Source organism: Shimia sp. R9_3, from assembly GCF_017743755.1.
Classification (GTDB): Bacteria; Pseudomonadota; Alphaproteobacteria; order Rhodobacterales; family Rhodobacteraceae; genus Shimia.
Genome location: NZ_JAGHRP010000001.1, coordinates 785,845 through 812,114, shown reverse-complemented (window position 1 = coordinate 812,114; position 26,270 = coordinate 785,845). Strand labels below are relative to the sequence as shown.

Genomic DNA, 26,270 nt, shown 5'->3' with positions numbered 1-26,270 from the left:
CAGCTTTTAGGGCCGTCAGATATGCTACAAAAAAGCGAGTGCATCACTGGTTTTTTTGTGTGGGACTGGAGAAGGTTTTACCGTCAAACTCCACAAGCATCACCCCTCGAAACGACAAAGGTAGCCGTGCTGTAGCCAACGTAGATACCGTGCCGTCTTCGCAAACCCACAGCTTGCGGGCTTCTCCGAACTCACAGTTGGTTGCCGAGCCTTCAGGCACCGCATAGGTAATGATTTGGCGCTCAAGAGCGAAAGTTGAGCCATCTTCCGACACCATTTCAGGAATTGTCGCGCATCCAGTCAAAAGAACGGCCGCAACTCCTGTTCGAAAAAACTGAGGTTTGGGCATGTCCTGACACTAACAGGGAAGCAGAGGCGACGACATCAGATATCGGCAGCAAGGTTGCCCGTGCGGTGGTCATTGCCCTTACGCCGAACTTGCCTATCCTAGGTGCCCTGATTGAATGCAAGACCATCCTGTCCCGTTTCAGCCCCCACCAAAACAAAAAAACCGGGCGCTCTCACGCCCGGCTCTAACCTCATAGACCTTAGCTCACTCAGCGATCGTGCGATCGTAGTCCAGCCGCTCCGCCGCCTGTAGCGTCAGGATCTGGAACAGGCGGGATGCCTCATCATCGGAACCCACCGGCGTTCCGCCGTCACCGCCACCGGAGCCGAACACATAGGTCGGCACATTCCGCTTGGCAAAGGCCTCAGCCCAGAGCTTCTGGATTTCCACTTCGGCATCGAGCTTCTGCGCCAGCGCGTTGTCGGCCTCAAGGATTTTGCTCTTGGCATAGGCCTCCGCATCTGCGGCAACCTGCACCGCCTCCGCATCAATCCGCGCCTTATCCAGCAGGATCTCAGACTGCTCCTTGGCAATCCGCGCCGCTTCCCGCTCCCGCTCCGCAGCCGTGATCGCCAGCTGCTTTTCAGTCTCCGCATCGGTGGTCCGCTCAATCTGGATCACCTTGGCCGCAGCCTGACGCTCCGCCACTTCGCGTTCACCACGCGCCACGGCCAGAAGCTTTTGCTCCTCTTCCTGAATGCGCTGCTCACGCGCAATCGCGCGATCCGCGGCCGCCTGCTGGCGCAACGCCATCCGGTCCTTAAATTTCTGGTTCGGGTTCACATCGGTCACACGCGCCGAGGTCACAGAAATCCCAAACTGGGTGAACGACTGCTGCTTGCGGCGTGGCTGACCGGTTTCATCCAGCAGCTTCTGCACCACAAACACAGTCTTGGTGTCATCGCCAAACTCTTCCTGATCTTCTCCAAGCGCCGCATTCGCCGATCCAGCCCGGTTCTGACCCGAAGACACCTGTGTCTCAATCCGACGCACAAGATAGATCCCGTCTTCCATCTGGCGCTGGAACTCGTTGTTAAATTCCGTCTTGCCGCCCTGGAAATAGTCCTCCGCCGACATCAACGCAGCGGTCGCACCCAGCGTCTCTTCAAAAGCCGGCACCAGTTCCGTGCGCAGCAGGTTTTCCGGCGTGCGGTACTGACGCGCAAGTCTCAGGAAAGCCTCCTCATCAGAGGGCAGTTCAAACCGCGAGGTCGCAGAGACAAAGGCATCCACCTGATCCAGGAACACCAGCGACTTTGGCGCAAGGTTCGCACTCATCTGCGCGCTTTCTGCCTCAGCCACCACTTCGCCCCGTCCGGTCGAAGAGGCCTGCACCGACATCGCGTTCTTCCACGCATTGTAGCGGCCAAAGAGATAGAGGTTGTAGCCTGTGTCAGACACCATCTTCTCTTCGCCCAGAATGGTGCGCACGTGGTATTTGAAACCCGGCTCCGCGTAAAAGAACATGCCGCTAAACAGGCTGCCCACCAGCATCAGCAAACCGGTCGCTTTCACAAACCATCCGGCGATGTTCACCGTGCCATCCACATTGGGTTTGTCCGGGAACTCAATAGAACGCCGCAGCACATAACCCGCAGCAATGACAAAGATCGAAATTATTGGCAAAAATAGCAAATTCTGCTCTCCCTGTTGTTGTTTCACCTGTCTGCCATATAGGCATTCCGGCACCTGCATGCCGTGAAACAGGCGGCTCAACCGCTAAATCCATGATGTCTTAGAAAGCCTGTCGTCTCTCCTTTAGGTAGTATTTATTGCCCCTCAGACGCGCATGTTGCACAAAAGCCACTGTTTGAAATCTGTCCCGCGATCGCCCGCATTTGGCCGCCTGAAACCGCGCTTTTAAGGCGATTGCCTCCACCATTTGACAGCCCTTAGAGGACACAGGCACAATCGCCCTGTAATCCGAAAGGAATTTGGTATGCGTCATCTGTTTCTCCCGGTCACCGGGGCCATTGCTTTGTCCTGCAGCGCCCTCTTCACCGGCCCCGCCTCTGCCCAAGACATCGCCGACACGATCTATTCCGGCGGCACCATCCTTACGATGGATGACAGCGCGCCACGGGCGGAGGCGCTGGCCACCAAAGATGGCCGCATCCTCGCTGTCGGCACGCGCGCGGATCTTCTGGCCCATCAGGGCGAGAGCACCCGCGCCTATGATCTGGACGGGCGCACCATGCTGCCGGGCTTTGTAGACAGCCACGGCCATGTGGTGATGGGCGGTCTTCAGGCGCTTTCGGCCAACCTGCTGGCCCCACCTGACGGGGGCGTGACGGATATCGCCAGCCTGCAAGAGGCCCTGCGCGGCTGGATGGCGGACAATCAGGAGGCCATTGCCGCCTCCAACCTGATTGTCGGTTTTGGCTATGACCAGTCCCAGCTCGCAGAACAGCGCCACCCCACCAAGGCGGATCTGGATGCGGTGTCTACCGATGTGCCGATCATCCTTGTGCATCAATCCGGCCATTTCGGCGCAGTGAACACGGCCGCGCTTGTCGCCAATGACATCACCAAACGCACCCCGGTACCGCCCGGCGGCATCATCCGCTATGGCGCGGATGGCGAGCCGGATGGCGTACTGGAAGAGAACGCCTTCTTCATGGTGCTGGGCCAGATGCTCGGCGGGGTCGGGGATGAGGGCTTCAAGGCCTTCGCCCGCGCGGGCGCCAAACTCTGGGCAAGCTTTGGCTACACCACCGCGCAGGAAGGCCGCGCCACACCGCAGGTCGCCGCCATCGCCCGCGAAGTTGCCGCCGAGGGCGGCATGGGCGTGGATGTGGTGGTCTATCCCGATGTTCTGGTGGATCGGGATTTCATCCTCGCCAATCAATCCGCCACCTACGACAACGGCGTGCGCATCGGCGGCGCCAAACTCACCATCGACGGCTCCCCGCAAGGCTTCACCGCGCTGCGCGACCGGCCTTACTTTGATCCGGTTGGCACTTATCCCCCGGGCTATGCGGGCTATGCCTCCGCCACCCCCGAGCAGGTGCAGGACGCCATCAACTGGGCCTTTGGCAACAACATTCAGATCCTCACCCACGCCAATGGCGAAGGGGCCTCTGACATGCTGATCGCCGCCATCGACGCCGCCGAGGCAACCCACGGCCGGGCGGACCGACGCCCGGTTTTGATCCATGGCCAGTTTTTGCGCCCCGATCAGGTGGCTGCGCTGGACCGGCTTGATGTCTTCCCCTCGCTCTTCCCGATGCACACGTTTTATTGGGGAGACTGGCACAGGGATCGCACAGTGGGGCCAATCAATGCCGACAACATCTCGCCCACGGGCTGGGTGCGCGAGCGAGGCATGATGTTTGGCACCCACCACGACGCACCGGTGGCCTTCCCCGACAGCATGCGCGTGCTCTCCGCCACCGTGACCCGGCGCACGCGCTCTGGTGACATCCTTGGCCCGCACCAGCGCGTCGACGTGATGACCGCGCTCAAAGCCATGACCCTCTGGCCCGCTTATCAGCACTTTGAAGAGGCCGAGAAAGGCTCCCTCGAAGTCGGCAAGATCGCCGATTTTGTGATCCTCTCCGACGACCCGACTGCGGTTGACCCTGAGGCGCTCGACACCCTCAAAGTGGTCGCCACCATCAAGGACGGTAGCGAAATCTACCGGGCCAAAGACGGCCCGCAAAAGACATTGCTGGTGCCGCCGGTGGGCCACCATGTGCTTGATGTCGCCCACGCTGCCGCACGCAAAAACTGAGCGCTAACGGGCAGAGCGGCAAAAAACACCGCTCTGTTCAAACACAAAAAATCAAAATTTTTCGCAATTATTATCAATGCCTTAATTCATTTTTGTGCGCATGAGTTGAGTTTTTTCTGATCCGCGCCGCCGTTGCCGTCCGTAGCTTTCACGTCAACATTGGAGAGGATTGAACATGTTTAGACGTACATTTATGGCCACTGTGATCGGCGCATCTTTGGCCATTGCGGGGGCCACTTCGGTATTCGCCGACGGCCACGGCAAGAAAATGGATATTGTCGACACCGCCGTTGACGCGGGCTCCTTCACCACCCTGGTTGCCGCTGTTCAGGCTGCCGGTCTGGTGGACACCCTGAAGGGCGAAGGTCCGTTCACCGTGTTTGCCCCAACCGATGCCGCCTTCGCAGCGCTGCCGGAAGGCACGGTTGAAAACCTGCTGAAGCCTGAGAACAAAGATCAGCTTGTGCAGATCCTGACCTATCACGTGGTGCCAGCCAAAGTGATGGCCGGTGACATCGACGGCAAGAAAGCCAAGGTCCTGACCGTGGAAGGTGAGCGTCTGGACGTGAACGCCCGCAATGGCGTGAAGGTGAATGACGCCAAGGTGACTGCTGCGGACATCACAGCCTCAAATGGCGTGATCCACGTGATCGACAAAGTGCTGATCCCAGGAACCTAAAAGGCTTTCCGTGGCACGCGCCGCTTGTCTGAGAGGGGATCGCAAACTGATGCGATGCAAGGCAAACGGTGGCGCGACATACAAAAAAGGCGCGGATCGCTCCGCGCCTTTCTCATTTCTCTAGGGCCTCAAATCAACCTTTGATCAGGCCGAGACTTTCCAGCTTCAGGATCACCTGATGCGCGCAGTTGTCCACGTCGGCACCTTCGGTTTCCACACGCAGTTCTGGATCGACAGGCACGTCATAGGGGTCGGAAATCCCGGTGAATTCCTTGATCTTGCCTTCACGTGCAAGCTTGTAGAGGCCCTTGCGGTCACGGCGTTCACATTCCTCGATCGAGGTCGCAACGTGCACTTCTACAAAGGCACCAAACTGCTCGATGTCTTCGCGCACGGCGCGGCGGGTGGTGGCGTAAGGCGCGATTGGCGCACAGATCGCGATACCACCGTTTTTGGTGATCTCGGACGCCACATAGCCGATACGGCGGATGTTGAGGTCACGGTGCTCTTTGGAGAAGCCCAGCTCGGAGCTGAGGTTCTTACGCACGATGTCGCCATCCAGAAGCGTCACAGGGCGGCCGCCCATTTCCATCAGCTTCACCATCAGCGCGTTGGCGATGGTGGATTTGCCGGAGCCGGAGAAGCCGGTGAAGAACACGGTGAAACCCTGTTGCGCACGTGGCGGACGGGTCTTGCGCAGCTCTTTCACCACCTCAGGGAAGGAGAACCACTCAGGGATTTCCAGACCTTCGGCCAGACGGCGACGCAGCTCGGTGCCGGAGATGTTCAGGATGGTGACTTCATCCTTATCTTTGATCTCATCCATCGGCTCATACTGTGCGCGCTCCTGCACCCACACCATGTGTTTGAAGTCGACCATTTCGATGCCGATTTCTTCTTGGTGCGCGCGGAACAGATCCTGTGCGTCATAGGGGCCGTAGAAGTCTTCGCCTGCGGAGTTCTTGCCGGGGCCTGCGTGGTCGCGGCCAACGATGAAGTGGGTGCAGCCATGGTTTGCGCGGATCAGACCATGCCAGACCGCCTCACGTGGGCCCGCCATACGCATCGCCAGGTTCAGCAGGGACATGGAGGTGGTGGAGGCTGGGTATTTGTCCAGCACCGCCTCATAGCAGCGCACGCGGGTGAAGTGATCCACATCGCCCGGCTTGGTCATACCGACAACAGGGTGGATCAGCAGGTTGGCCTGCGCTTCTTTTGCGGCGCGGAAGGTCAGCTCCTGGTGCGCACGGTGCAGCGGGTTGCGGGTCTGGAACGCCACAACTTTGCGCCAGCCCATCTTGCGGAAATAAGCGCGCAGCTCGTTTGGCGTGTCGCGACGGCCGCGGAAATCATAGTGCACAGGCTGCTGAATGCCGGTGATCGGGCCGCCGAGGTACACTTTGCCTGCGGTGTTGTGCAGGTAGTTCACTGCCGGGTGCGCATCGTCATCCGCACCAAAAACCTTCTCGGCTTCGCGCGCTTTGTTTGGCACCCAGTTGTCGGTTACGGTCATGGTCGCGAGGATCACGCCCTCTTGGTCGCGCAGCGCGATGTCCTGCCCCGCTTCCAAAGAGCCTGCGAACTCTTCGTTCACATCCAGAGTGATCGGCATTGGCCACAGGGAGCCATCCGCCAGACGCATGTCTTCCACAACGCCGTTGTAGTCTTCTTCTGTCAGGAAGCCTTTGAGCGGGTTGAAACCGCCGTTCATCAGCAACTCAAGGTCACAGATCTGACGCGGTGTCAGATCCCAGCTGACCAGATCAGCCGCTTCGACTTTCAGTTTCTGAGCGCTCTCATAGGAGACATAAAGCTCAGGAATAGGAGCCAGGTTGTTTTGCATTGGATGTGTCCTGTGTTTGATGGGGACAAGGCCGCTTGCTGAGCCTGTCAATTCCGCATGGAGTGCGTTGTATTCTGCCAGCTTGCGGGCAAGGAATTGGTCGGTGAGGCGCATCTTCTCCGTCGCCCCACGGGTGGTCAGCGTATAGGCAAAGCGCTGGCGCTTGTCCGGCCCGGCCCTGTCGCTGATCGTGATAAGCCCCGCGTCCGCCGCCGCGCGTAATTGCGCGTTCAGCCGACCCAACGAAATGCCCAGCGCCTGCGCCGTCGCCCGCTGAGACGCATCCGGCGCAGCATCCAGCTGGCGCAGGAGTCGGAAGATCAGATCTTCCTCGTCTGGGTTGGGTTTGACTGTGGTGTCGGACATCTCAACGAGACTCAAAGTATGTTCACTCGTGAACACATTGCACAGCACATTTCAAAAAGAAAGCCCCCACACTCCCTAAACTTGTGAAATTTTAGCGACACAGCAGGTGATCACACAGCTGTGTTCGCCTTTTGCGCATTCGGCTGCCTTACGCGGCGGCCTCCTGATCAAGAATTTCACGCAGATCACTGCCAATCTGCACAGGCAGCGCCAACACCGGCTTTGACACCCCGCGCAGCTCCAGAATCTCCAGATCCAGCCGATCCACATCCTGACCAACCGCGCGCAGCACATTCTCTGACACCAGAAGCTCCACCCCAAGGTCCTTGGTGGCCCCCTCAAGACGGCTCGCCGCATTCACCGTGTCGCCAATGATGGTGCGCGGCGCGTGCTGCGCAGCGCCGATTTCCCCGATCACCAGCGTGCCCAGGTGCACGCCCATGCCGATGGCAACCGGCGCGGCTTTTTCCGCTTTCAGGGCCTGATTGAAGGTCGCCAGCGCAGAACTGATGCCAATCGCCGCCTCCATCGCCGCCCGCGCACTTGCCGCCTCATCTTCCTGCTCAAACACCGCCAGAAGCCCGTCGCCAAGGTATTTGTCCACCGTGCCACCGGCCCCAATGACCGAGGGCACAATGGCATCAAAGAAGCGGTTCAGCAGAAAGACCACATCATAAGGCAGCTGGCCCGTGGTGCGCGCGGTAAACCCGCGCATGTCCAGAAACAGGATCGCCATATTGCGCTCTTTGCCGAGGCTCTGGTGCGCCCGCACCCGTCCGCCATCGCTGTTAAAGACCCGCAAAACCGTGGCAGGCTGCACCGGCCGCAATTGGCAAGCCAGCCGCGCATTGGGCGGTGCATTCACCGCCGCCAGACTGGCCTCCTCCTCCGGGCTGGGCGGCGGCAGATGCTCAGCACCTTCCTCAACGATCACGCGGCAGGTGGTGCAACGTCCACGCCCGCCACACATCGCCAGATGCGCCACACCCGAAGCGCGCGACATCTCCAGAAGTGTCATGCCAGGCTGCCCCGAAATCTCAGGGCCGGAGACATATTTGATCCGCACAGCCCCCCGCCGCGCCAGAAGCCGCCGCGCTGCCATGGCGATAACCACCACAGCCAGCACCGCTGAAAATGCCCAGATCGCGATGGTGCTCCGGTGATGCAGCGTGGCAAAGGCCTCCGCCGACAGCCAGTTGTAATATTCCGCAAGCGCCGGAAACACATCCGGGTCTTGCAACGCCGCAGATTGCAACCGCCCCTGCACCATAAAGCCAGCCAGCGCAAAGGCCGGCACCAACACACCAAAGGCAATAAACGCCGGCAGCACCCGCTCCCAGAAGTCCTGCGTGCGCAGCCAAAAATGCACGCCCATACAGCCGTGCGCCCAGGTGATCAGCAGCAGCGCCGCCTGCTTCCAGCCGCTGCCGGTGTTCCAGATCAGCCCGACGATATAGCCCATCTCGTCATTGAGCAGGAAAACCTCATGCGCCATCCGCGTATGCACCACATGGGTGATGAGCAGGAAGGGGATCGTCAGCCCCAGCGCCACCTGAATCCACTCCCAGATCGGCACCCGCAGCGTCCGCCGCCGCGCCAGACGCCACAACGCCAGCCCGCCGTGCAACAGAAACGCGCCATAAAGCACCACACTGCCCAGAAAGCTGCGGTGCACCAACTCGCGCATGTCCTGAAACGCTTCCGCCAGATCCAGCGAAACCAGCCCCAAGCCGATGTTGAGAAAATGCACCAGCACATAGGCAAACAGGATCAGGCCGGACACAATCCGCACCCGCACCCGCCAGTTGCCTTTCCAAAGAGTATTCATATGCGCCCGTTCAAAAATGTTGCCCTGCCTCAAACTGGCCAACACCCCCACCAGCGTCAAGATCACCCTCTGCGCCCTCGCGCAGATGTGCTGTGCGCGCGATCTTTCCAACACGCTCTTGCCCAGCCGGCTGCATCACACCCCGTTTTCTGATAGACTTGCTAGATCAAGCCCCCAAAAGCCCGCCGTGCTGCACCCCGACATGCGGCATACTCCGCACTGCTGTTGTTTCTCTGGTATCTCGTTTTTCAGGAGTCCCCCCATGACCGCACCCGCTTCCCCGCTCAGCGATCTCAACAGGGATCTGGGCGATCTTTACAACGACATCGATTATTTCTCGACGCCGCTCAAAGACGTGCATGATGCGCTCAACGCGCTGGAGCGGATCGAAAAAACTCCAAACCGCATGAAAGACAAGGTCAAAGAGATCCACTCAGTTCTCTCCAACCTGCAGAAAGCCTGCAAAGCCGCCACTTGGCTGCCGGAGGTTGGCGAAGAAGCCAAATTCGCCGCTGAAACGCTGGACAGCATCAACACGGTCCTTGGCGAGGTGCAGACCGTTCTGGGCGACATTCAAAAGGATGTCGACAAGGCCACAGAAGCGTTTTTTGAACTAAAAAAACCGGTCGATACCTCCTGGGCCGCAATCGCAAATGTCGAAGGCTTTCTGGAACGCGCCGAAGCCGTCACGGCAGACCTGCTCAAACATTATGAGGGCTGCGAGACACCCGCTTCCGTCAACCGCTGCGCCGCTGCACTGGATCAGCCGCTCACCCCCATTGTGCGCCCCTTAAATGATGCCAAAGATGAGGCGCAGAGCGCCCTCAATGCGGCAGAGCGCGCGGGAGAGGCTGTGGTGAACGCGCTCACGAAGGCGGTGGATTTCAGCGATTTCATCGAAAAGGTCTATGCGGGCCTCAAACCAATCCGCGACGCCATTCACGCCATCAGCTCCGCCCTCGCCCAACTCGCCCACTACGGAGAAGCCACAATCAAAAGCTTCCTCGCCCTTGGCGAGAAACTCGGCGGCAAAACCTACCGCAAAATCAAAGGTTTTCTCGATCAAATCGACCGCGAGTTTCACAAGCTCAAAAAGAAGTTCACCGATTGGGCCTTCAAACCGATCCGGGATGCGATGAAAAAAGCGCGGGAAATGCTTCAGGATGCGCTTGGCAAACTGCCCGATTTTGACCCGGCCAAGGCTGCCATGGCCGCGGTGCAGGCGCTGCTGGCGCAAATTGAACAGGCGATCAACGGCTTGGCCAGCACCTGCGCCGATCTCTTCTCCGGCAAAACCCCCATCGGCAGCGCAGCCTAGGGGCGCCGCCTCCTTGCCTGATCAGAGATTTGGCCACTCTGGGGGCATTTCTGTCGGCTTCATTCTGCCACAAATACTCCGGGGGGGGGAGCGTGGCGCAGCCACGCTGGGGGCTGGCCCCCTCCGACGATCAAAACAAACGGGGCCGCAGCATGTGTCGCGACCCCGCCTGTGTTTCGTTGTCAAACAGCTCAGCTGTTTTCAGCCACAAAACGCTCCGCATCCAGCGCCGCCATACAGCCCATGCCTGCGGATGTGACCGCCTGACGATAGACGTGATCGGTCAGGTCACCTGCCGCAAACACGCCGGGGATAGAAGTTTTGGAAGTGCCCGGCTCAACCAGCACATAACCGCCGTTGTGCAGCTCCAGCTGGTCTTTCACCAGCTCGCTCGCAGGCGCGTGGCCGATGGCGATGAACACGCCTTTTGCCGGGATCTCGGTGATCTCACCGGTCTCCACATGCTTCACCTTCACGCCGGTCACACCCTTGGGCATCTCATCACCCACAACCTCATCGAGTTCATGGAACCAGAGGGTTTCGATCTTCTCGTTCTTGAACAGGCGGTCCTGCAGGATCTTTTCTGCACGCAGCTCGTCCCGACGGTGGATCAGGGTCACTTTGGAGGCAAAGTTCGTGAGGAACAGCGCTTCCTCAACAGCGGTATTGCCGCCGCCCACAACCACGATCTCCTGACCGCGATAGAAGAAGCCGTCACAGGTCGCACAGGCCGATACGCCAAAGCCTTTGAAGGCCTCTTCGCTTTCCAGACCCAGCCATTTGGCGCGCGCGCCAGTCGCCAGAATGACCGCATCAGCGGTGTAAAGCGTGCCGCTGTCGCCTTTGGCTTTGAACGGGCGCTCGCTCAGGTCGAGATCGGTGATGATGTCGCCGATGATCTCACAGCCCATCGCGCGGGCGTGCTCTTCCATCTTCTGCATCAGCTCCGGGCCCTGCACCTCCACGAAGGAAGGATAGTTCTCCACCTCGGTGGTGGTGGTCAGCTGGCCGCCGGGCTCAATACCCTGCACCAGCACAGGCTCCAGCATTGCGCGGCTTGCATAAACACCCGCAGTATACCCCGCAGGCCCCGACCCGATGATCAGAACCTTGGTGTGTTTTGTCTCGGCCATGAAGGCACCTTTCTGCATTGCAAAATCTAAGTCGGTAGCCGATATAGCCATCCCCGCCCCGCAGGGAAAGCCCAAGACCCAAAAGCGGAACACTCTGCTCAACAAACAAGCGTGAGTAGGAAATCCGCAAAAGGATATTGCGCTAACACGAAACAATATTGCGCGCGCGCCCTTTGGTGATATAACAACCGCGAATTTGACCAATGAGACAGAGACATGCCCGGACACCGGCTTGATCCGATTGATCGCAAAATCCTCGCAGAGCTTCAGGCCGACGGCCGCATGACCAATGTCGAACTCGCCAAACGAGTCGGCATCTCTGCCCCGCCCTGCCTGCGCCGCGTGCGCACGCTGGAGGACGCCGGCTATATCCGTGGCTACCACGCCGATGTGGACAGCCGCGAACTTGGCTTTGAGGTGCAGGTCTTTGCCATGGTCGGGCTTGTCTCTCAGGCCGAAGTGGATCTCTCCGCCTTTGAAGAGCGCTGCCGCCAATGGCCGCTTGTGCGCGAATGCCACATGCTCAATGGCGAGGTGGATTTCATCCTGAAATGCGTGGCGCCTGATCTCAGCACCTTCCAGACCTTCCTCACCGAAGAGCTGACCAGCGCTGACAATGTGGCGAGCGTGAAGACTTCTCTGGTCATCCGTGGTGCCAAAGACGCCCCCGGCGTGCCGTTTGAGGTGCTCGAAGAACGTCTCAGCCGCGACGCCTGAGCCCGCATCCAAGCTTTGTGACCGTATCCACGCGCTCTCGGCGCGTCATAACTGCTGTGCAAACCAGCTCTGTATCATCTCAAGCAATGCGGAAGAGGCCGGAGACAGCGCAGAAACAGGCCGATAGGCCGCCGAGGCGCGCCACACAGGCTGCAATGCGCTTTGCGAAAGCACCCGCAACCGCCCATCCTCCACATAAAGCCGCAGCAAATGTCGCGGCGCGCAGGTCAGCATATTCCCGTTTTGCACCACATCCATAATCATGTCGTATTGATCCGTGGTCAGCGTGGTGCGCAGCGGCTCCTCTGACGTCCCGCCCATCGCCGCAATCTGCGCCTGCAGATCACTCGGGATTTCCGGAAGGCTGAGCGGATAGGCCGCGATATCCTTGAGCGAAAGCGCCTGCACTCCCTGCAACGGATGCGCGGGCCGCGACGCGATCGGCATCGGCTCTTCAAACAGCGGCGAAGATGGCGAAAACCGCTGGGTCGCGGAGCTGGTGAATCACGTGGTCTACGCCGATCCCGATAATGAGCAGGACCGCAGCGCGCTGGACAAGCTCATCCTACAGGAGGCGGGTTTCATGTGGCTGGCCACCACCGGCGAGATCAAATTCACCGGCAATCCACTGGCCTTTCGCAAGCTGATGGGAATGATGGACGACTTTGACCCATGGTTTAACATCGTTACGCCATGAATTCAGACCGGACGCCGCGGCGGCATGGCCCGCTCCGGCGTCCGGCTCACACCAGAGCCAGATACTGATATTGACGCACGCGGTTGTGCCCTGCGTCCTGAGCCGCACTCAGCCCCTGATCCGCGCGCCGCATCGCTGAATCGATATCCTCATCCCCTTCGCGATACTCCACGCCAATCGACACTGTGCAGGACACGCTGCCCTGATCCGCTGGCAAAGCCTCCTGCTCCACCGCGCTGCGAATGCGCTCAGCAAAGTCCAAGGGCGCACGCCCCCGATCATCAGGCAGAAACACCGCAAATTGCGCGCTGCCCACCCGCGCCGCATAGCCGCCTGCCGCGGTCTGCACCTTCAAAACCTGCGCCACCATGGCAATCACCTGATCCCCGATCTTATGGCCATGGTTCTGGTTGATGGCTTTGAAGCTGTCGATATCCACCAGCAGGATCGCCCCGCGCCCAAGAGCGGTATCGGATGCAAAGAGATCAAAGAACGCAGCCCTGTTCAGCAGACCCGACAGGCTATCATGCGCCAAAATCCGCGCGAGTTCACGGTTGAGCTCATAGACACGCCACATCTTTTTCGCCGCCCAATGCGAAGCCAGAGGCGCAACAATCAAGGGGACAGTCACAGAAGGCAGAAGCGCCTGAGGCGATAGGCCGGTGGGCGACAGCACAGAGGTCAGTGCTAATGAGCCTATCAGGGACGTCACGGTCACGACAAAAACCAAAATCCATCGATCGCGGCTGTTCTTAATATTCACGCGCCAGAAACCCTTACTCATTCCCTGTCCCTTTATGCGCCAAACACGGGCGAAGCCAAATAGATTGCGATCGCCCTCATTTGCATGACCAAACATAAAGAAAATCATTCCGCCAGTATGACAGCGGCCTCCGCCTGCAAAATCTCCGCCAACACCGCCGCTCCGCGTGTGGGTTCCGACCGCATCGGCTCCATCAGAGCAATATCGCGGTGCGCCTCCGGGTGATCGAGCCTGCGCAGCCCCACATTTGTGCCCCGCCGCACCTCCGTCGCCGCATAGACACTGGGCAGCACCGCCACCCCCGCGCCGCTAGCCGCCATCAGCCGGATCGCATCCAGACTGGTGCCCTCATATTCATCCGACACCCGCCCGCCCGCGCGCAGGGCCAACCCTTCCACAATATGCGAAAGCCTGTGTTTGCGCCCCAGGGTCAGCAGGGTTTCATTCTCCAACACCTCAAGCGCCAGCGCCGCCCCCTCAGCCTGCGGATGATCGAGCGCAAAGGCCGCCCAGAGCGCCTCGGTAAAGAGGGGCATGGCCCGCGCGCCCATATGGTCCTCAGGGGTGGAGATGATCATATCAAGCCGCCCGCTGCGCAGCCCTTCTTCCAGATCATGAGTACTTTCCTCCCGAATCACGAGGCGCAGGTCCGGATGTTCCTCATGCAGGCGACGCACCACGCCGGGCAGCAGATACGGACCAATTGACGGCAACACGCCCAGACGCAGCCGCCCCTGAAAAATCCCGCCCCCGCGCGCCACCGCGCGCAAATCCTCCATCTCATGCAGGATCATCCGCGCGCGGCGCACCACCTCTTCTCCAACGGGAGTAGGCTTGGCCCCACCGCGCCCGCGCAGGAACAAGGTGGTGCCCAAATCCGCCTCCACCTCGGCCAACTGCGCAGACAGACTCGGCTGGCTCACATTTAACCGATCCGCCGCCACACCAATCCGCCCGGTCTCAGCCACCGCCACGATATATTCCAACTGCCGCAATGTCGGGCGCATTACATAGCCTCAAACTATACTAATCGAAGAAACCTTATATTTGAACAAATGTTTCACACAAGAGATATGAGGCCAAATGCAATGCCTCCCGCTGCCTGATCTCTTTGGCGGCATGACCAAGGACCGCTCTATGGATCACCGACGACCCGCCCCGCACTGATCCTCTGATCACCGGCACCTCCCCCTGAAAATTCAAGAAAGTCTCGCTTATGGACCTCTCCCTCGCTGCTTTGGCGGGCAACTTGCTTGCGCCCACAATTCTGTTTTTCCTCCTCGGCCTGATCGCCGCTTTTGCCAAAAGTGACCTCTCCATTCCCGAAGGCGCAGCCAAGATCATGTCGATCTATCTGCTGCTCTCCATCGGCTTCAAAGGCGGGGCCGCGGTGGCTGTCAGCGGGATCAGCAACGCGCTGATCCTTTCGCTCGTCGCCGGGATCGTGCTCTCCTTTGTGCTGCCCTTTGTCGCCTTTGGCCTGCTCTCGATCATGACCCGTCTTGACCCGCTCAACGCCGCTGCGGTGGCGGGGCACTATGGCTCGATCTCCATTGTCACCTTTGTGACCGCGGTGAGCCTGCTCGAAGGGCGCGGCATTGACAGCGAAGGCTTCATGGTCGCCGTCGCCGCCGTGATGGAAGTACCCGCCATCATGTCCGCCCTCTGGCTTGCGGCCCGCAAAGGCGGCGGCGCGAAATTTGACAGCAAACTGGCCCACCACATCCTCGGCAATGGCTCGATTGTGCTGCTGCTTGGCGCCTTCGCCATCGGCGTCACCACAGGTCAGGAGGGCCTTGCACAGATGGAACCCTTTATCATCGTGCCCTTCACCGGCGTGCTTGCCCTGTTCCTGCTGGACATGGGCCTCTCCGCTGGTCGCAGCCTGATTGAACACCGCAAGGAAATCTCCGGCGGGGTTCTGATCTTTGGCTGTGTGATGCCCCTGATCGGGTCCCTCTTTGGCTGGGGCGCGGGGGCGCTTGTGGGCCTGTCGATGGGCGGCACCTTCCTGTTGATGGTGCTCTGCGCCTCTGCTTCCTACATCGCCGTGCCCGCTGCCATGCGCCTTGCGCTGCCGCAGGCCAAATCCGGCATCTACCTGTCGCTGGCACTCGGGGTGACCTTCCCCTTCAACCTGACATTCGGCCTGCCAATCTACTTCTATCTGGCAAGCCTCACCGGCTGATACACGGGCTCTATCGTGTGGCGGGAGCCCCCAGGCTCTCGCCCTGCTCTGCCTGCCGATAGGCGCGCGGCGACATGCCGGACCAACGCTTGAACGCGCGCGAAAAGGCGCTCTGCTCGGAAAATCCGGTGAGAAAGGCAATCTCGATCAGCGAATAGGACGAACCCAGCACCAGCTGTTTGGCCAATTGATGCCGCGCCTCATCCACCAGCGCCTGAAAGGTCTGCCCCCGCTCAGACAGCCGCCGCTGAAAGGTGCGCTCCCCCAGCCCCATGATCCCGGCCACCTCGGCCAGCTGAGGCACACCACCGCTGAGCAGCTTGGTGATCTCCTCCACCACCAAGGCATCAAACGGGCGCGCCTTGCTGTCTTCCTCTTCCAGCGCCTGATCCAGATGCGCTGTCAGATATTGCCAGATCGCCGCATCCCCCACCGCGCAGGGCTGCTCAACCTCGGCCATGTCAAAATGGATCGCATCCCGTAGGGCATCAAACTCCGGCATCACACCAAAATGATCCAGCAAAGCCGCCTTGCTACCCTCGCGCGTGTGGCTGAATTCCACCTTTGTCGGGGTCAGCGCTGTCTGTGTCGCCTCCCGGCACAGCACCAATGTGGTCGCCATCGCCGCCTCATTGGACAGCGCACTGCCCAGCCGCGCCACCGCCGGTCCCTTCATCGACCAGACATAGGCGTCCCCCTCAGGTTCCGCCGCAAACTCCGACACCCGATTGTGCAGCCGCACATATTGCTGAAGCCGCTGCAATCCCTGCCGCACAGTCGGCGCAGATTTGAACGCAAGCCCGAACACGCCGAACTCATCGCAGCGCATGCTCTGGCTCGTGCGCATATGAAACTGCAGATCGGGCCACTCGCTCTGCGCAATCGCTTCAATCAGGCTCAGATAGGCCGCAATCGGCACCATCACCGCAGGGTCCTGCACCTGCTCCGGAGTCAATTCGATGATCTTATAAAGCGGCGCCTTATCGGGCAGCTTCACAGCCTGCTCGATCTGCTTGCGCGCATACATCGCTGACACTGCCGTCACGCGCCTGCCCCCTGTTCACCCATAAATTGCATCAATCACGCGCACCGCCCACCGATCACGCTTTCGTGATCGACACTTTGACCTTTGGCATCTGCTGTCAAGTCTTTGGCACGTGGCGTCAATATTTGGCGGCTGCCCTGCGGTATCTCTGAGCACATCAGACACACACCGCCCAAGCGCTCCTCCACGCAGACGGCGGGTTCCATTCAAAACCGCGCGTCCTCCCCGCGCCAAACAGACCAAAGGAATACAACCATGACGTTTTCCATTCCGCAAATTGGCAAATCTCTGGCCCTCGCTGCTCTGGGTGGCAGCCTCACCATCACCGCAGGCGCGCTGATCCTCGGCCTTGGCAGCTCTGCCGCAGGCGCGCCCGGCCTGCCATCCCCCACCGAGATCGCCGCCCTGCACGTGCCTTTCGCACTCTGACATCCCATTCGGGGTGATCCCTGTCCCTATGTACACCCCGATCCGGCAGCCACACTTCCCCCCTCGCGCAACCCAAGCGCCTCCCGTGGCTGCCCCGCACCGCCTCCGACAGTGGCTCTCCTTCGCTGTCGGGGGCGGCACAGGCCCTTACACGCCGTCGCTTCAAAAACCTGTCTCACACAGCGAGTTTTTCCATGCATGTTCTCACCGTATTAGATCACCCGACCCCCACCTGTTTCGCAGCCGGTGCCGCCAGACGCTTCATCGCCGGTCTCAAATCCGCCGGCCACACCACAGAGCTCGCCGATCTGCACGCCGAAGACTTCAATCCGCTCTGGTCCCTTGCCGACATCTCCGAAGAAGGCGCGGAGGATGTCGCGCAGGAGCAGGAACGCGTTGCCCGCGCCGATGCGATCTGTCTGGTGTTTCCGCTCTATTGGTGGGGCATGTCCGCCAAGATGAAAGGCTGGGTCAACCGCGTCTGGATGCCCAACGACGCCGCCAATCAGAACACCGCGCCCACCCTGCGCGACTCCCATCTGAAATCCGGCCTAATGCTGGTCCCCGCCGGGCCACGCAGCGACCGGGTGGAGCGCAAAGGCCATGCCCCGGCGCTGGACACGACATGGATGATGGGGGCCGCTGGCGATTTTGGCGCCCTGCCCCGGCGGCTGGAATTGCTCATTGGCAGCTCCGCCTCAGAGCAACGCCGCGACATGCTGCTTGAGCGCTGTTTCACCATCGGCCAGACCCTGCCAGCACCGGCCAGCATCCGCAAAAATTGACAACAGCTCTGGTGGGGGCCTGCGCATTTTAGGGCTGGGCAGCAAAGCTGCGATGCCCGGCCCAAAATCGCCCTTCCCCCGCGCCGCAACCCATGGCAACGTCGCGCCATGACACAGCCTCTTACCAGCCCCAACGGCACCCCCATCAGCCGCTTCGCCTTTGGCACCATGCAATTTGGCGAAGGCGCCAGCGCCACAGACAGCGCCGAAATGTATGAGGCCTGCCGCGCGGCGGGCATCAACCACTTTGACACCGCCCATGTCTATACCTCCGGAAAATCAGAGGAAATTCTGGGGGCGTTGATCAAGGACCACCGCGACGATCTGGTGATCGCCACCAAGGCGGGCTACACCGGCGGCGCAGGCGCGGCCAATCTCGCCGCGCAATTTGAACTCTCCCGCCAGCGGTTGCAGCTTGATCAGGTCGATATCCTCTATCTGCACCGCTTTGATGAGGAGACCCCGCTTGCAGAGACCCTCGAGTTCTTTGCCGAGCAGAAGTCTGCCGGAAAAATCAGATACGTTGGCCTCTCAAACTTTGCCGCATGGCAGGTGGTCAAAGCCGCATGGACCGGCGCAGCAAAAGACCTATCCATCGACGTGCTGCAACCGATGTACAGTCTCGTGAAACGTCAGGTGGAGGTGGAAATCCTGCCCATGTGCGCTGATCTTGGCATCCTTGCGGCCACCTATTCGCCACTTGGCGGCGGGCTGCTCACCGGCAAATACAGCGCGGAAACTGGCGCAGGACGCCTGAGCACCGACAGCCGATATGCCGCCCGCTATGGTGTGGACTGGATGCACACCGCCGCCACGCAGCTCACAGCCATCGCCGCTGAGCGCGATGTCCACCCCGCCACGCTGGCCGTGGCCTGGGCCGCGCGCCACAGCACCGCACCCAGCCCGATCCTGTCGGCCCGCACTGCCGCGCAGCTTGCGCCCTCACTGGCAGCGGTCTCCTTTGACATGGACAATGCGCTTTATGAACAGCTCACCGCGCTGACACCCACACCGCCGCCCGCCACCGACCGGCTTGAGGAGGCATGATTGATTTCCTGATCATCGGCGGCGGCATTGCCGGGCTCTCTGCGGCGGCGCGGCTGGCGCCGATGGGCAAAACTCTTGTTCTTGAACGGGAGATCGCGCTTGGCTATCACGCCTCCGGGCGCTCGGCCGCGATGTTTGAGCAGAACTACGGCCTGCCCAGCACTGTCGCCCTCAGCCGCGCGAGCGCGGATTTCTTTGCCACAACAGACGGGGGCTTCCTCTCCCCCCGTGGCGTGATGTTTCTCGCCAAATCCGAGGACCGCGCGGCCTTTGAGCAGGCCTGCGAGAGCTTTGAGGCCACGCCAATCTCCACAGAAGACGCCTGCACGCGGGTGCCCATTCTGCGGCCAGAGATCGCAGCCTTCGCAGCCATGCACGAAGAGGCCTCTGACATCGACACAGATCGCCTGCTGCAATGGTGCGCCAAAACCTGCCGCGCCCATGGCGGGGAGGTGCGCACCGGCCAGACCGTCACCGGGATCACGCGCACCAAATCAGGCTGGCAGGTGATCACGGAGGGAGAAACCTATGAGGCCAAACTGCTCCTGAACGCTGCCGGAGCCTGGGCCGATCAGATCGCGGCGCTTGCAGGCATTGCCTCGCTCGGCATCACCCCGATGCGCCGCTCCATGGCGCGCATACCCGCCCCCGGAGGCCATGATCTGCGCCACTGGCCCATGCTGCTGGATGTGCATGAACACTGGTACGCCAAACCCGATGCCGGCAGCCTGATTGTCTCCCCCGCCGAAGAGGACCCGATGGCGCCCTTTAACGCGTGGCCCGATGACATGGTGCTGGCCGAAGGCCTTGCCAGATATCAGGAATTTGTCTCTGAGGAGGTGACACGCCTTGAAGCCAGCTGGGCTGGGCTGCGCAGCTTCACGCCCGATCGCAATCTCGCCCTTGGGCCGGATGGCAATGATGCGGCCTTTATCTGGGTCGCCGGTCAGGGCGGCTATGGGTTCCAGTCTGCACCAGCCGCCTCCCAACTGATCGCCGATCTGATCGCGGGCCAACCCTCAGAGCTCGACACCGCCACCCGCAACGCCCTTGACCCAAGGAGGTTCTCCCGATGCCCCGCCGCCTAAACCTGCCTGACAGCGCCTCCGTGGCCACGCCGGACACCGCTGGCAAACTCTTTGCCCCCTCTGCCGCGCGCAATGTCAGCCCTCTGATCGACGCGTTGAAAGACCTCCTGCCCGCAGAGGGCGAGGTTCTTGAAATCGCCAGCGGCACCGGACAGCACATCGCCGCCTATGCCGAAGCCTTCCCGGCGCTCACATGGCGCCCAACCGAAATCGACGCCACCCGCCGCGCCAGCATTCAGGCCTATGTGGACGAAAGCAGCCTCACGAATCTCGCCGCCCCTCAGGATCTGGACGCCACCGCCCCCGGCTGGGCGGCGCAGGTCGGCGCACCAGATGTGATCCTGCTCAGCAATCTTTTGCATCTGATCAGCACAGCGGAAGCACAGACCCTGATTGCCGAAGCCGCCAAAGCGCTGGCCCCGGGCGGTCAGCTGCTGATCTACGGCCCTTTCAAACGCGATGGTGTGCTGGTCAGCGAGGGCGATCAGCGCTTTGATGCAGACCTGCGCGCACAGGACCCGGAGATCGGGTACAAATCCGACACCGACGTCGATGCCTATGCCGCCTCACACGGGCTTTCCAAAGGCACCCTGACCGAGATGCCCGCCAACAACCTGCTGCTGCAACAAAAGAAACCTCTGTAATCGCAGGAAAAACTGGACTGACGTGGCGGCTGTTTGATCTCGGTCAATTTTACATTCAAAAATCGGAATATGGTGGCGCCATTGAGAGAAGGAGCCACCATGAGCTGGAACGAAAAACTCGCAGCCACCCGCAGCCAATTGCGCGGGTTGAACAAAACCGTCCCCGACACCGCCAAAGCCTTTGGCGCATTGGGCAAATCCGTCAAGGAAGGCGGTGTTCTGGACTATAAAACCAAAGAATTTGTCGCCCTCGGCATGGCTGTGGTCAGCCGCTGCGAACCCTGCATTTCTCTGCACTGCGCTGCACTGGTCAACGCCGGTGCCACCAAGGAAGAAGTCGCAGATGTGCTCGCAATGGCGATCCAGATGGGCGGCGGTCCGGCCATGATGTACGCGGGCAAGGCACTGGAATGCTTTGAAGAGCTTTCCGCAGGCTGACATCCCGTGCGCCACGCCCTAAGGTGCACACAACCATAGCTAAAATGATTGGATCTCCAATGCGCACATCTCTGATTTGTTCCGCCCTGCTCTCGCTTGGGCTCGCTGCAGCCTCCCCCGCCCTCGCCTCTGACGATTGGGATCTGGACGCGGATGGTACCATCACCTGGGCTGAGATGGAAGAGATGCGCAAACGCACTTTTGAGGCCTTTGATGCCAATCAGGACGGCAAGCTCGACAACGCCGAATACAGCGCCTTTGACGAGGCCCGCGCCAAAGAGGCCGAGGCCCATCCAACCTCGCTGTCCAACCGCGCCGTGCAGGGGCTGAGCCGCGCGACCACCGACCTCAATCTGGACGGCATGGTCACCCGTGACGAGATGAACACCCGCCTGCGTGAATGGTTCTCCAGCATCGACAAAGACGGTGACGGCGTGATCACCAAAGGCGAATATTAAGCGCCACGCGCGGTTTCGCACCGCCCCGACCAAAGAAAAACGCCCCGCAAATCTGCGGGGCGTTTCTTGTTTCGTAAGTGGGCTTAGCCGTCTTTCCGAATGGTTTCGTTCTTCGGATCATATGGGCTGTCACAAGTCACAACCGCATCCCACAGCTTGTCCTGCATCTTCACTTTCAGCTTGGTGCCTTCCACCGCCAGCTCAGGCTTCACATAGCCCATGCCGATGGATTTCTCGAAGGCCACGGAGTAGCCACCGGAGGTCAGACGGCCAACGCGCTCACCTTCTGGGGTGTAGAGCACTTCACGGCCCCAAGGATCCGCATCTTCCGGCCCGTCGATCAGCATGGTGCAGCATTTGAAGCGCACGCCCTTGGCTTCCATTTCGGCCTTGCCGTGGAACTCCTTGGACAGGTCGATAAAGCGCGGCAGGTCCGCCTCTGCCGGAGTCGCATCGCGGCCCAGCTCGGTGCCAAACGCACGGTAGGATTTCTCCTGACGCAGCCAGTTCTGCGCACGGGCGCCAACCAGCTTCATGTCAAACTCCGCACCCGCGTCGACCAGCAGATCCCAGAGGTAGTTCTGCATCTCGATCGGATGGTGGAGTTCCCAGCCAAGCTCACCGGTGTAGGCCACACGGATCGCGTTCACAGGGCACATGCCCAGCTCGATCTGGCGCGCAGACAGCCAAGGGAAGCGCTTGTTGGACAGCGCGGAGCTTGGATCGGCGTCGCTGATGACCTTCTTCAGCACATCGCGGGATTTTGGCCCGGCAATCGCGAACACACCCCACTGAGTGGTGACGTCTTGGATTTCGATGTAGCCGAACTCTTCCATCTTGTCCTCGGCCGCTTTGCGCAGGAAGTCTGCGTCATATTCGGTCCAGGCGCCTGCGGAGACGATGTAGTAGTTGTTCTCGCCGTTGCGCACGATGGTGTATTCGGTGCGGGTGGTGCCTGCTGCGGTCAGCGCATAGGTCAGGTTGATACGACCGACCTTTGGCAGCTTGTTACAGGTGAACCAGTCAAGGAACTGGGTCGCACCGGGGCCTTTGACAACGTGTTTGGTAAAGGCGGTTGCGTCGATCAGGCCAACACCTTCACGGATCGCTTTGGCCTCATCCACGGCATACTGCCACCAGCCACCACGGCGGAAGGAGCGGTTTTCCTCGTCAAAGTTCGATGGCGCATCCACTGGGCCGTAGTAGTTCGGACGTTCCCAGCCGTTCACCCAGCCAAATTGCGCGCCTTTTTCTTTCTGGCGGTCAAAGGCAGGCGAGGTGCGCAGCGGGCGACATGCCGGACGCTCTTCATCTGGGTGGTGCAGGATGTAGACGTGCTCATAGCACTCTTCGTTCTTGCGTGCCGCAAACTCGGTGGTCATCCAGTTGGAGGAATACCGCTTCGGGTCGAGGCTCGCCATGTCGATGTCGGCTTCGCCGTCCACCATCATCTGTGCGAGGTAGTAACCGGTGCCGCCTGCCGCGGTGATGCCGAAGGAGAAGCCTTCTGCCAGCCACATGTTGCGCAGACCCGGTGCCGGACCCACAAGCGGGTTGCCGTCTGGGGTGTAGCAGATTGGGCCGTTGAAGTCGTCTTTCAGGCCGGATTCGGCACAGGAGGGCACACGCTCGGCCATCGCCATGTACTGATCCGCAATCCGGTCGAGATCCAGCGGGAACAGGTCCGCACGGAAGCTGTCTGGCACACCGTGCTCAAAGCGCGCAGGTGCGCCTTTTTCGTAGATGCCGAGGATCCAGCCGCCACGCTCTTCACGTGCATAGGATTCGTTGTCGGCGTCCCGCACAACAGGGTGCTCAGGGTTGCCCGCTTCACGCCATTTGACCAGCTCAGGGTCCTGATCCATCACGATGAAGGTGTGCTCCACCGGGATCGCTGGCATCTTGATGCCCAGCATCTTTGCTGTGCGCTGTGCGTGGTTGCCCGACGCGGTCACAACGTGCTCGGCAGTGATCACCACCTGTTCGTCGGATTCAATCAGGTTGCCGCCCTTTTCCACCATCTTGGTGCAGGTGACTTCCCAATGCGTGCCGGTCCAGTGGAAGGCATCGGCCTGAAGCTTACGATGAATTTCCACACCACGCTGGCGGGCACCTTTGGCCATCGCCTGGGTCACGTCAGCCGGGTTAATATAGCCGTCTTCGGTGTGGTAGATAGCGCCTTTCAGGTCGCCGGTTTCGATCAGCGGCCAGCGCTCTTTGATCTGATCCGGTGTCAGCCACTCATATGCCACGCCGCAGGTTTCCGCGGTGGAAGCATAGAGCATGTACTCGTCCATACGCTCTTGAGTCTGCGCCATACGCAGGTTGCCCACAACCGCAAAGCCCGCGTTCAGGCCGGTCTCTTCTTCCAGTGTCTTGTAGAAGTCGACCGAGTACTGGTGGATATGTGTTGTCGCATAGGACATGTTGAACAGCGGCAGCAGGCCAGCTGCGTGCCAGGTCGAGCCAGAGGTCAGCTCGTCCCGCTCGATCAGCATCACATCGTCCCAGCCCGCTTTGGCCAGGTGATATGCAATCGAGGTACCGACGGCACCACCGCCCACTACCAGCGCTTTGACATTCGTTTTCATAAGACAGGCGACTCCCCGCAGAAGAATGATTTTCGCTGAGTCTAAACGATTGGCCACGAATCTCTCGGTCCAGCCGACGCAATATTGTGCGAATGCGACGTGGCGTATTGGTTAGGGTCAGGATGCATTGATTTTGCATCTGTGGCATTCGAAAGGCAATAAAGCCGCTGTTTTGAGCGCGTCGGAACTGGTGGATCCAATTTCAAGCGCTCAAGGCTGTGGCTTTGCCGCATTTCGAATGTCCCAAGGATTGCTCAGCTTTTGCCCCTGAGCTGCGTTACAGACCTATGAAAGAGAACCACTATTTCAGGCGGCCCGTGCCTTGTCAGGAACAAAAACTGAGCAACCACAGATACAAGATTAATACATCCTGCCCCTAAACCCCTTGCTGTGCACCCGCAGCATCGCTACACCCTCCCCACCTTAAATGGAGACAGACCAGTATGCTGATCTGCCGCTCAGTTTCGGAATGCCGCCAAGCGATCGCAGGGCTGCGCCAAAATGGCCAAAGCGTCGGTATGGTGCCCACCATGGGCTACCTGCACGCAGGCCACATGAGCCTTATCAAAACCGCCCAAGCCCACGCCGACGCCATTGCCGTGTCGATTTTCGTGAACCCCACCCAGTTTGGCGAAGCCGCCGATCTGGACGCCTATCCACGGGATGTGGAGCGCGACCTCGCCCTGCTCAAAGAGGCCGGCGTCGCTGTGGTCTTCCTGCCGGAGGTGGAGACCATGTACCCTTCCGGCGATGAAACCATCGTGGAAACCACTCGCCTCGCCAATATGCTGCACGGCGAAGTCCGCCCCGGCCACTTCCGCGGCGTGACCACCGTGGTTGCAAGGCTGTTTAACATCGTGCAACCGGATGTGGCTGTCTTTGGCGAGAAAGACTACCAGCAGCTTCAGGTCATCAAGCGCATGGTCGCGGACCTTCACATGCCCGTGCAGATCATCGGCGCGCCCACCGTGCGCGAAGCCGACGGGCTCGCCATGTCTTCGCGCAACGTGCGCCTGTCGCCAGAAGACCGCGCCGCCGCGCTGGTGCTGTCACGCGCGCTGGATGCGGCTGAGGCCGTGGCCGCAAAGGGCACAGGCACGGTTGCAGAGCTGCAGGCCGCCATCGCCGACACAATTTCAGCTGAGCCCCGCGCCGCCCTTAAGGGGCTGGACATCGTGGCCGCCGAAACGCTCAATACCCTCACCGGGCCGCTCACCGGCCCCACCGCCATCATGATCTCCGTTGCCTTTGGCGACATTCTTCTGATTGACCAAAGAGTAGTGACCCCATGAGCAAACAGACCCAGATCCGCCGCACCACCGTCCCTCAGATTGCCGCGCGCAAAGGCGGCGAGCCGATTGTCTCGCTGACCTCCTATCACGCACACACCGCCGCGATCGTGGACAAATACGCAGACTTCATTCTGGTCGGCGACAGCCTTGGCATGGTCATGCACGGCATGGAAAGCACCGTCGGCGTGCCGCTCGACCTGATGATCATGCACGGCAAAGCCGTGGTGCGCGGCACCCAGAAGGCGCTTGTGGTGGTGGACATGCCCTTTGGCACCTATGAGGAAAGCCCCGCCGTGGCCTTCCGCAATGCCGCCAAGATCATGAAAGAGACCCAATGTGGCGCGGTGAAGCTTGAGGGCGGCAAACGCATGGCCGAAACCATCCGCTTCCTGACCGAGCGCGGGATTCCAGTGATGGCCCACATCGGCCTCACCCCACAATCCTCAAACGTCATGGGCGGCTTTAAGACTCAGGGCCGCGATGAAGACAGCTGGGCGATCCACGAAGAAGACGCCCGCGCCGTGGCCGAGGCCGGTGCCTTTGCCATTGTGCTCGAGGGCATGGTCGAGCCGCTGGCCGCCAAGATCACCAAACAGATCGCCATCCCCACCATCGGCATCGGCGCTTCCTCCGAGTGTGACGGCCAGATCCTCGTGCTTGAGGACATGCTCGGCCTGAACGAATGGACGCCAAAATTCGTGAAAGTCTACGGCGACCTCGGCCCCGCCATCGAACGCGCCGTGAGCCGATACGCCGCAGAAGTCAAAGACCGCAGCTTCCCCGGCGAGGATGAGGTCTATCGGTGATCCAAATACCAAGACAAAGCCCCGACCTCTGCG

General features: G+C 60.4%; 25 protein-coding genes. 15 read left to right on the top strand and 10 right to left on the bottom strand.

Annotated features, from left to right (window positions below):
- Window positions 1-43: 43 nt before the first annotated feature.
- Together J7412_RS03770 and J7412_RS03765 are read right to left on the bottom strand one after the other, a co-directional pair.
- Entirely contained in the window at window positions 44-349 is a 306-nt protein-coding gene (locus tag J7412_RS03770) for a hypothetical protein (RefSeq protein WP_209077206.1), read from the bottom strand.
- A 204-nt stretch (window positions 350-553) separates the two neighbouring features.
- On the bottom strand, window positions 554-1,984 hold the full coding sequence (locus tag J7412_RS03765; protein WP_209077204.1) for an SPFH domain-containing protein: 1,431 nt from the start codon (window positions 1,982-1,984) through the stop codon (window positions 554-556).
- Between the two features lie 304 nt (window positions 1,985-2,288).
- Between J7412_RS03765 and J7412_RS03760 the strand changes: the two genes are divergently transcribed.
- The gene (locus tag J7412_RS03760) at window positions 2,289-4,082 is read left to right on the top strand and encodes an amidohydrolase (protein ID WP_209077202.1); all 1,794 of its coding nucleotides are present in this window, start codon (window positions 2,289-2,291) and stop codon (window positions 4,080-4,082) included.
- A gap of 175 nt (window positions 4,083-4,257) precedes the next feature.
- A complete protein-coding gene (locus J7412_RS03755; protein WP_209059652.1) occupies window positions 4,258-4,761 on the top strand; it encodes a fasciclin domain-containing protein in 504 nt (167 codons plus the stop codon).
- A 133-nt stretch (window positions 4,762-4,894) separates the two neighbouring features.
- Here J7412_RS03755 and J7412_RS03750 read toward each other — a convergent pair whose 3' ends face one another.
- Both J7412_RS03750 and J7412_RS03745 read right to left on the bottom strand, forming a co-directional pair.
- On the bottom strand, window positions 4,895-6,970 hold the full coding sequence (locus tag J7412_RS03750; protein ID WP_209077200.1) for a bifunctional sulfate adenylyltransferase/adenylylsulfate kinase: 2,076 nt from the start codon (window positions 6,968-6,970) through the stop codon (window positions 4,895-4,897).
- Between the two features lie 148 nt (window positions 6,971-7,118).
- On the bottom strand, window positions 7,119-8,798 hold the full coding sequence (locus tag J7412_RS03745; protein WP_209077197.1) for an adenylate/guanylate cyclase domain-containing protein: 1,680 nt from the start codon (window positions 8,796-8,798) through the stop codon (window positions 7,119-7,121).
- A 262-nt stretch (window positions 8,799-9,060) separates the two neighbouring features.
- Here J7412_RS03745 and J7412_RS03740 point away from each other — a divergent pair, with 262 nt between their 5' ends.
- Window positions 9,061-10,116 carry a hypothetical protein gene (locus tag J7412_RS03740; protein WP_209077195.1) on the top strand — a complete coding sequence of 352 codons (1,056 nt, stop codon included), beginning with the start codon at window positions 9,061-9,063 and terminating at the stop codon, window positions 10,114-10,116.
- A 191-nt stretch (window positions 10,117-10,307) separates the two neighbouring features.
- Here J7412_RS03740 and trxB read toward each other — a convergent pair whose 3' ends face one another.
- Window positions 10,308-11,249, bottom strand: coding sequence for a thioredoxin-disulfide reductase (gene trxB, locus J7412_RS03735; protein ID WP_209077193.1), 942 nt, complete (start codon window positions 11,247-11,249; stop codon window positions 10,308-10,310).
- Between the two features lie 216 nt (window positions 11,250-11,465).
- Here trxB and J7412_RS03730 point away from each other — a divergent pair, with 216 nt between their 5' ends.
- A complete protein-coding gene (locus tag J7412_RS03730; RefSeq protein ID WP_209059642.1) occupies window positions 11,466-11,966 on the top strand; it encodes an Lrp/AsnC family transcriptional regulator in 501 nt (166 codons plus the stop codon).
- 45 nt (window positions 11,967-12,011) lie between these two features.
- Here the strand turns inward: J7412_RS03730 and J7412_RS03725 are convergent, their stop codons facing one another.
- Window positions 12,012-12,428, bottom strand: coding sequence for a substrate-binding domain-containing protein (locus J7412_RS03725; protein ID WP_280637718.1), 417 nt, complete (start codon window positions 12,426-12,428; stop codon window positions 12,012-12,014).
- A 46-nt stretch (window positions 12,429-12,474) separates the two neighbouring features.
- On the opposite strand from J7412_RS03725, the gene J7412_RS22090 reads away from it, so the two are divergent.
- Window positions 12,475-12,663: an alkyl sulfatase C-terminal domain-containing protein gene (locus J7412_RS22090; RefSeq protein WP_209077189.1), complete on the top strand. Its 189-nt coding sequence runs from the start codon at window positions 12,475-12,477 to the stop codon at window positions 12,661-12,663.
- A gap of 46 nt (window positions 12,664-12,709) precedes the next feature.
- Here J7412_RS22090 and J7412_RS03715 read toward each other — a convergent pair whose 3' ends face one another.
- Window positions 12,710-13,447, bottom strand: coding sequence for a GGDEF domain-containing protein (locus tag J7412_RS03715; protein WP_209077187.1), 738 nt, complete (start codon window positions 13,445-13,447; stop codon window positions 12,710-12,712).
- An 83-nt stretch (window positions 13,448-13,530) separates the two neighbouring features.
- Window positions 13,531-14,433 carry a hydrogen peroxide-inducible genes activator gene (locus J7412_RS03710; RefSeq protein ID WP_209077185.1) on the bottom strand — a complete coding sequence of 301 codons (903 nt, stop codon included), beginning with the start codon at window positions 14,431-14,433 and terminating at the stop codon, window positions 13,531-13,533.
- Window positions 14,434-14,642: 209 nt separating this feature from the next.
- Between J7412_RS03710 and J7412_RS03705 the strand changes: the two genes are divergently transcribed.
- Window positions 14,643-15,614: a sodium-dependent bicarbonate transport family permease gene (locus J7412_RS03705; RefSeq protein WP_209077183.1), complete on the top strand. Its 972-nt coding sequence runs from the start codon at window positions 14,643-14,645 to the stop codon at window positions 15,612-15,614.
- Window positions 15,615-15,624: 10 nt separating this feature from the next.
- Here the strand turns inward: J7412_RS03705 and J7412_RS03700 are convergent, their stop codons facing one another.
- Window positions 15,625-16,659: an AraC family transcriptional regulator gene (locus J7412_RS03700; RefSeq protein WP_209077181.1), complete on the bottom strand. Its 1,035-nt coding sequence runs from the start codon at window positions 16,657-16,659 to the stop codon at window positions 15,625-15,627.
- Window positions 16,660-16,914: 255 nt separating this feature from the next.
- Here J7412_RS03700 and J7412_RS03695 point away from each other — a divergent pair, with 255 nt between their 5' ends.
- The 7 genes from J7412_RS03695 (at window position 16,915) to J7412_RS03665 (ending at window position 21,548) form a co-directional block, all read left to right on the top strand.
- Window positions 16,915-17,088 (top strand): hypothetical protein, encoded by a 174-nt coding sequence (locus J7412_RS03695; RefSeq protein ID WP_209059628.1) that lies wholly within the window; start codon window positions 16,915-16,917, stop codon window positions 17,086-17,088.
- Window positions 17,089-17,282: 194 nt separating this feature from the next.
- Window positions 17,283-17,873: an NAD(P)H-dependent oxidoreductase gene (locus tag J7412_RS03690; RefSeq protein WP_209077179.1), complete on the top strand. Its 591-nt coding sequence runs from the start codon at window positions 17,283-17,285 to the stop codon at window positions 17,871-17,873.
- A 108-nt stretch (window positions 17,874-17,981) separates the two neighbouring features.
- The gene (locus tag J7412_RS03685) at window positions 17,982-18,920 is read left to right on the top strand and encodes an aldo/keto reductase (RefSeq protein ID WP_209077178.1); all 939 of its coding nucleotides are present in this window, start codon (window positions 17,982-17,984) and stop codon (window positions 18,918-18,920) included.
- Window positions 18,917-20,008: an FAD-dependent oxidoreductase gene (locus J7412_RS03680; protein ID WP_209077177.1), complete on the top strand. Its 1,092-nt coding sequence runs from the start codon at window positions 18,917-18,919 to the stop codon at window positions 20,006-20,008. Before J7412_RS03685 ends, J7412_RS03680 begins: the two co-directional genes overlap by 4 nt.
- Window positions 19,993-20,652 carry a DUF938 domain-containing protein gene (locus tag J7412_RS03675; RefSeq protein WP_209077176.1) on the top strand — a complete coding sequence of 220 codons (660 nt, stop codon included), beginning with the start codon at window positions 19,993-19,995 and terminating at the stop codon, window positions 20,650-20,652. The genes J7412_RS03680 and J7412_RS03675 overlap by 16 nt, the downstream gene beginning before the upstream one ends.
- Before the next feature lie 99 nt (window positions 20,653-20,751).
- Window positions 20,752-21,090, top strand: a complete 339-nt coding sequence (locus J7412_RS03670) for a carboxymuconolactone decarboxylase family protein (RefSeq protein WP_209077175.1) — start codon at window positions 20,752-20,754, stop codon at window positions 21,088-21,090.
- A gap of 59 nt (window positions 21,091-21,149) precedes the next feature.
- A complete protein-coding gene (locus tag J7412_RS03665) occupies window positions 21,150-21,548 on the top strand; it encodes an EF-hand domain-containing protein (protein ID WP_209077174.1) in 399 nt (132 codons plus the stop codon).
- A gap of 83 nt (window positions 21,549-21,631) precedes the next feature.
- On the opposite strand, the gene J7412_RS03660 is transcribed toward J7412_RS03665, so the two are convergent.
- On the bottom strand, window positions 21,632-24,139 hold the full coding sequence (locus J7412_RS03660; RefSeq protein WP_209077173.1) for an FAD-dependent oxidoreductase: 2,508 nt from the start codon (window positions 24,137-24,139) through the stop codon (window positions 21,632-21,634).
- Between the two features lie 443 nt (window positions 24,140-24,582).
- Here J7412_RS03660 and panC point away from each other — a divergent pair, with 443 nt between their 5' ends.
- Complete coding sequence (gene panC, locus J7412_RS03655) at window positions 24,583-25,431, top strand: pantoate--beta-alanine ligase (RefSeq protein WP_209077172.1); 849 nt, start codon at window positions 24,583-24,585, stop codon at window positions 25,429-25,431.
- The gene (gene panB / locus J7412_RS03650; RefSeq protein ID WP_209077171.1) at window positions 25,428-26,237 is read left to right on the top strand and encodes a 3-methyl-2-oxobutanoate hydroxymethyltransferase; all 810 of its coding nucleotides are present in this window, start codon (window positions 25,428-25,430) and stop codon (window positions 26,235-26,237) included. Before panC ends, panB begins: the two co-directional genes overlap by 4 nt.
- The last annotated feature ends 33 nt before the right edge of the window (window positions 26,238-26,270 follow it).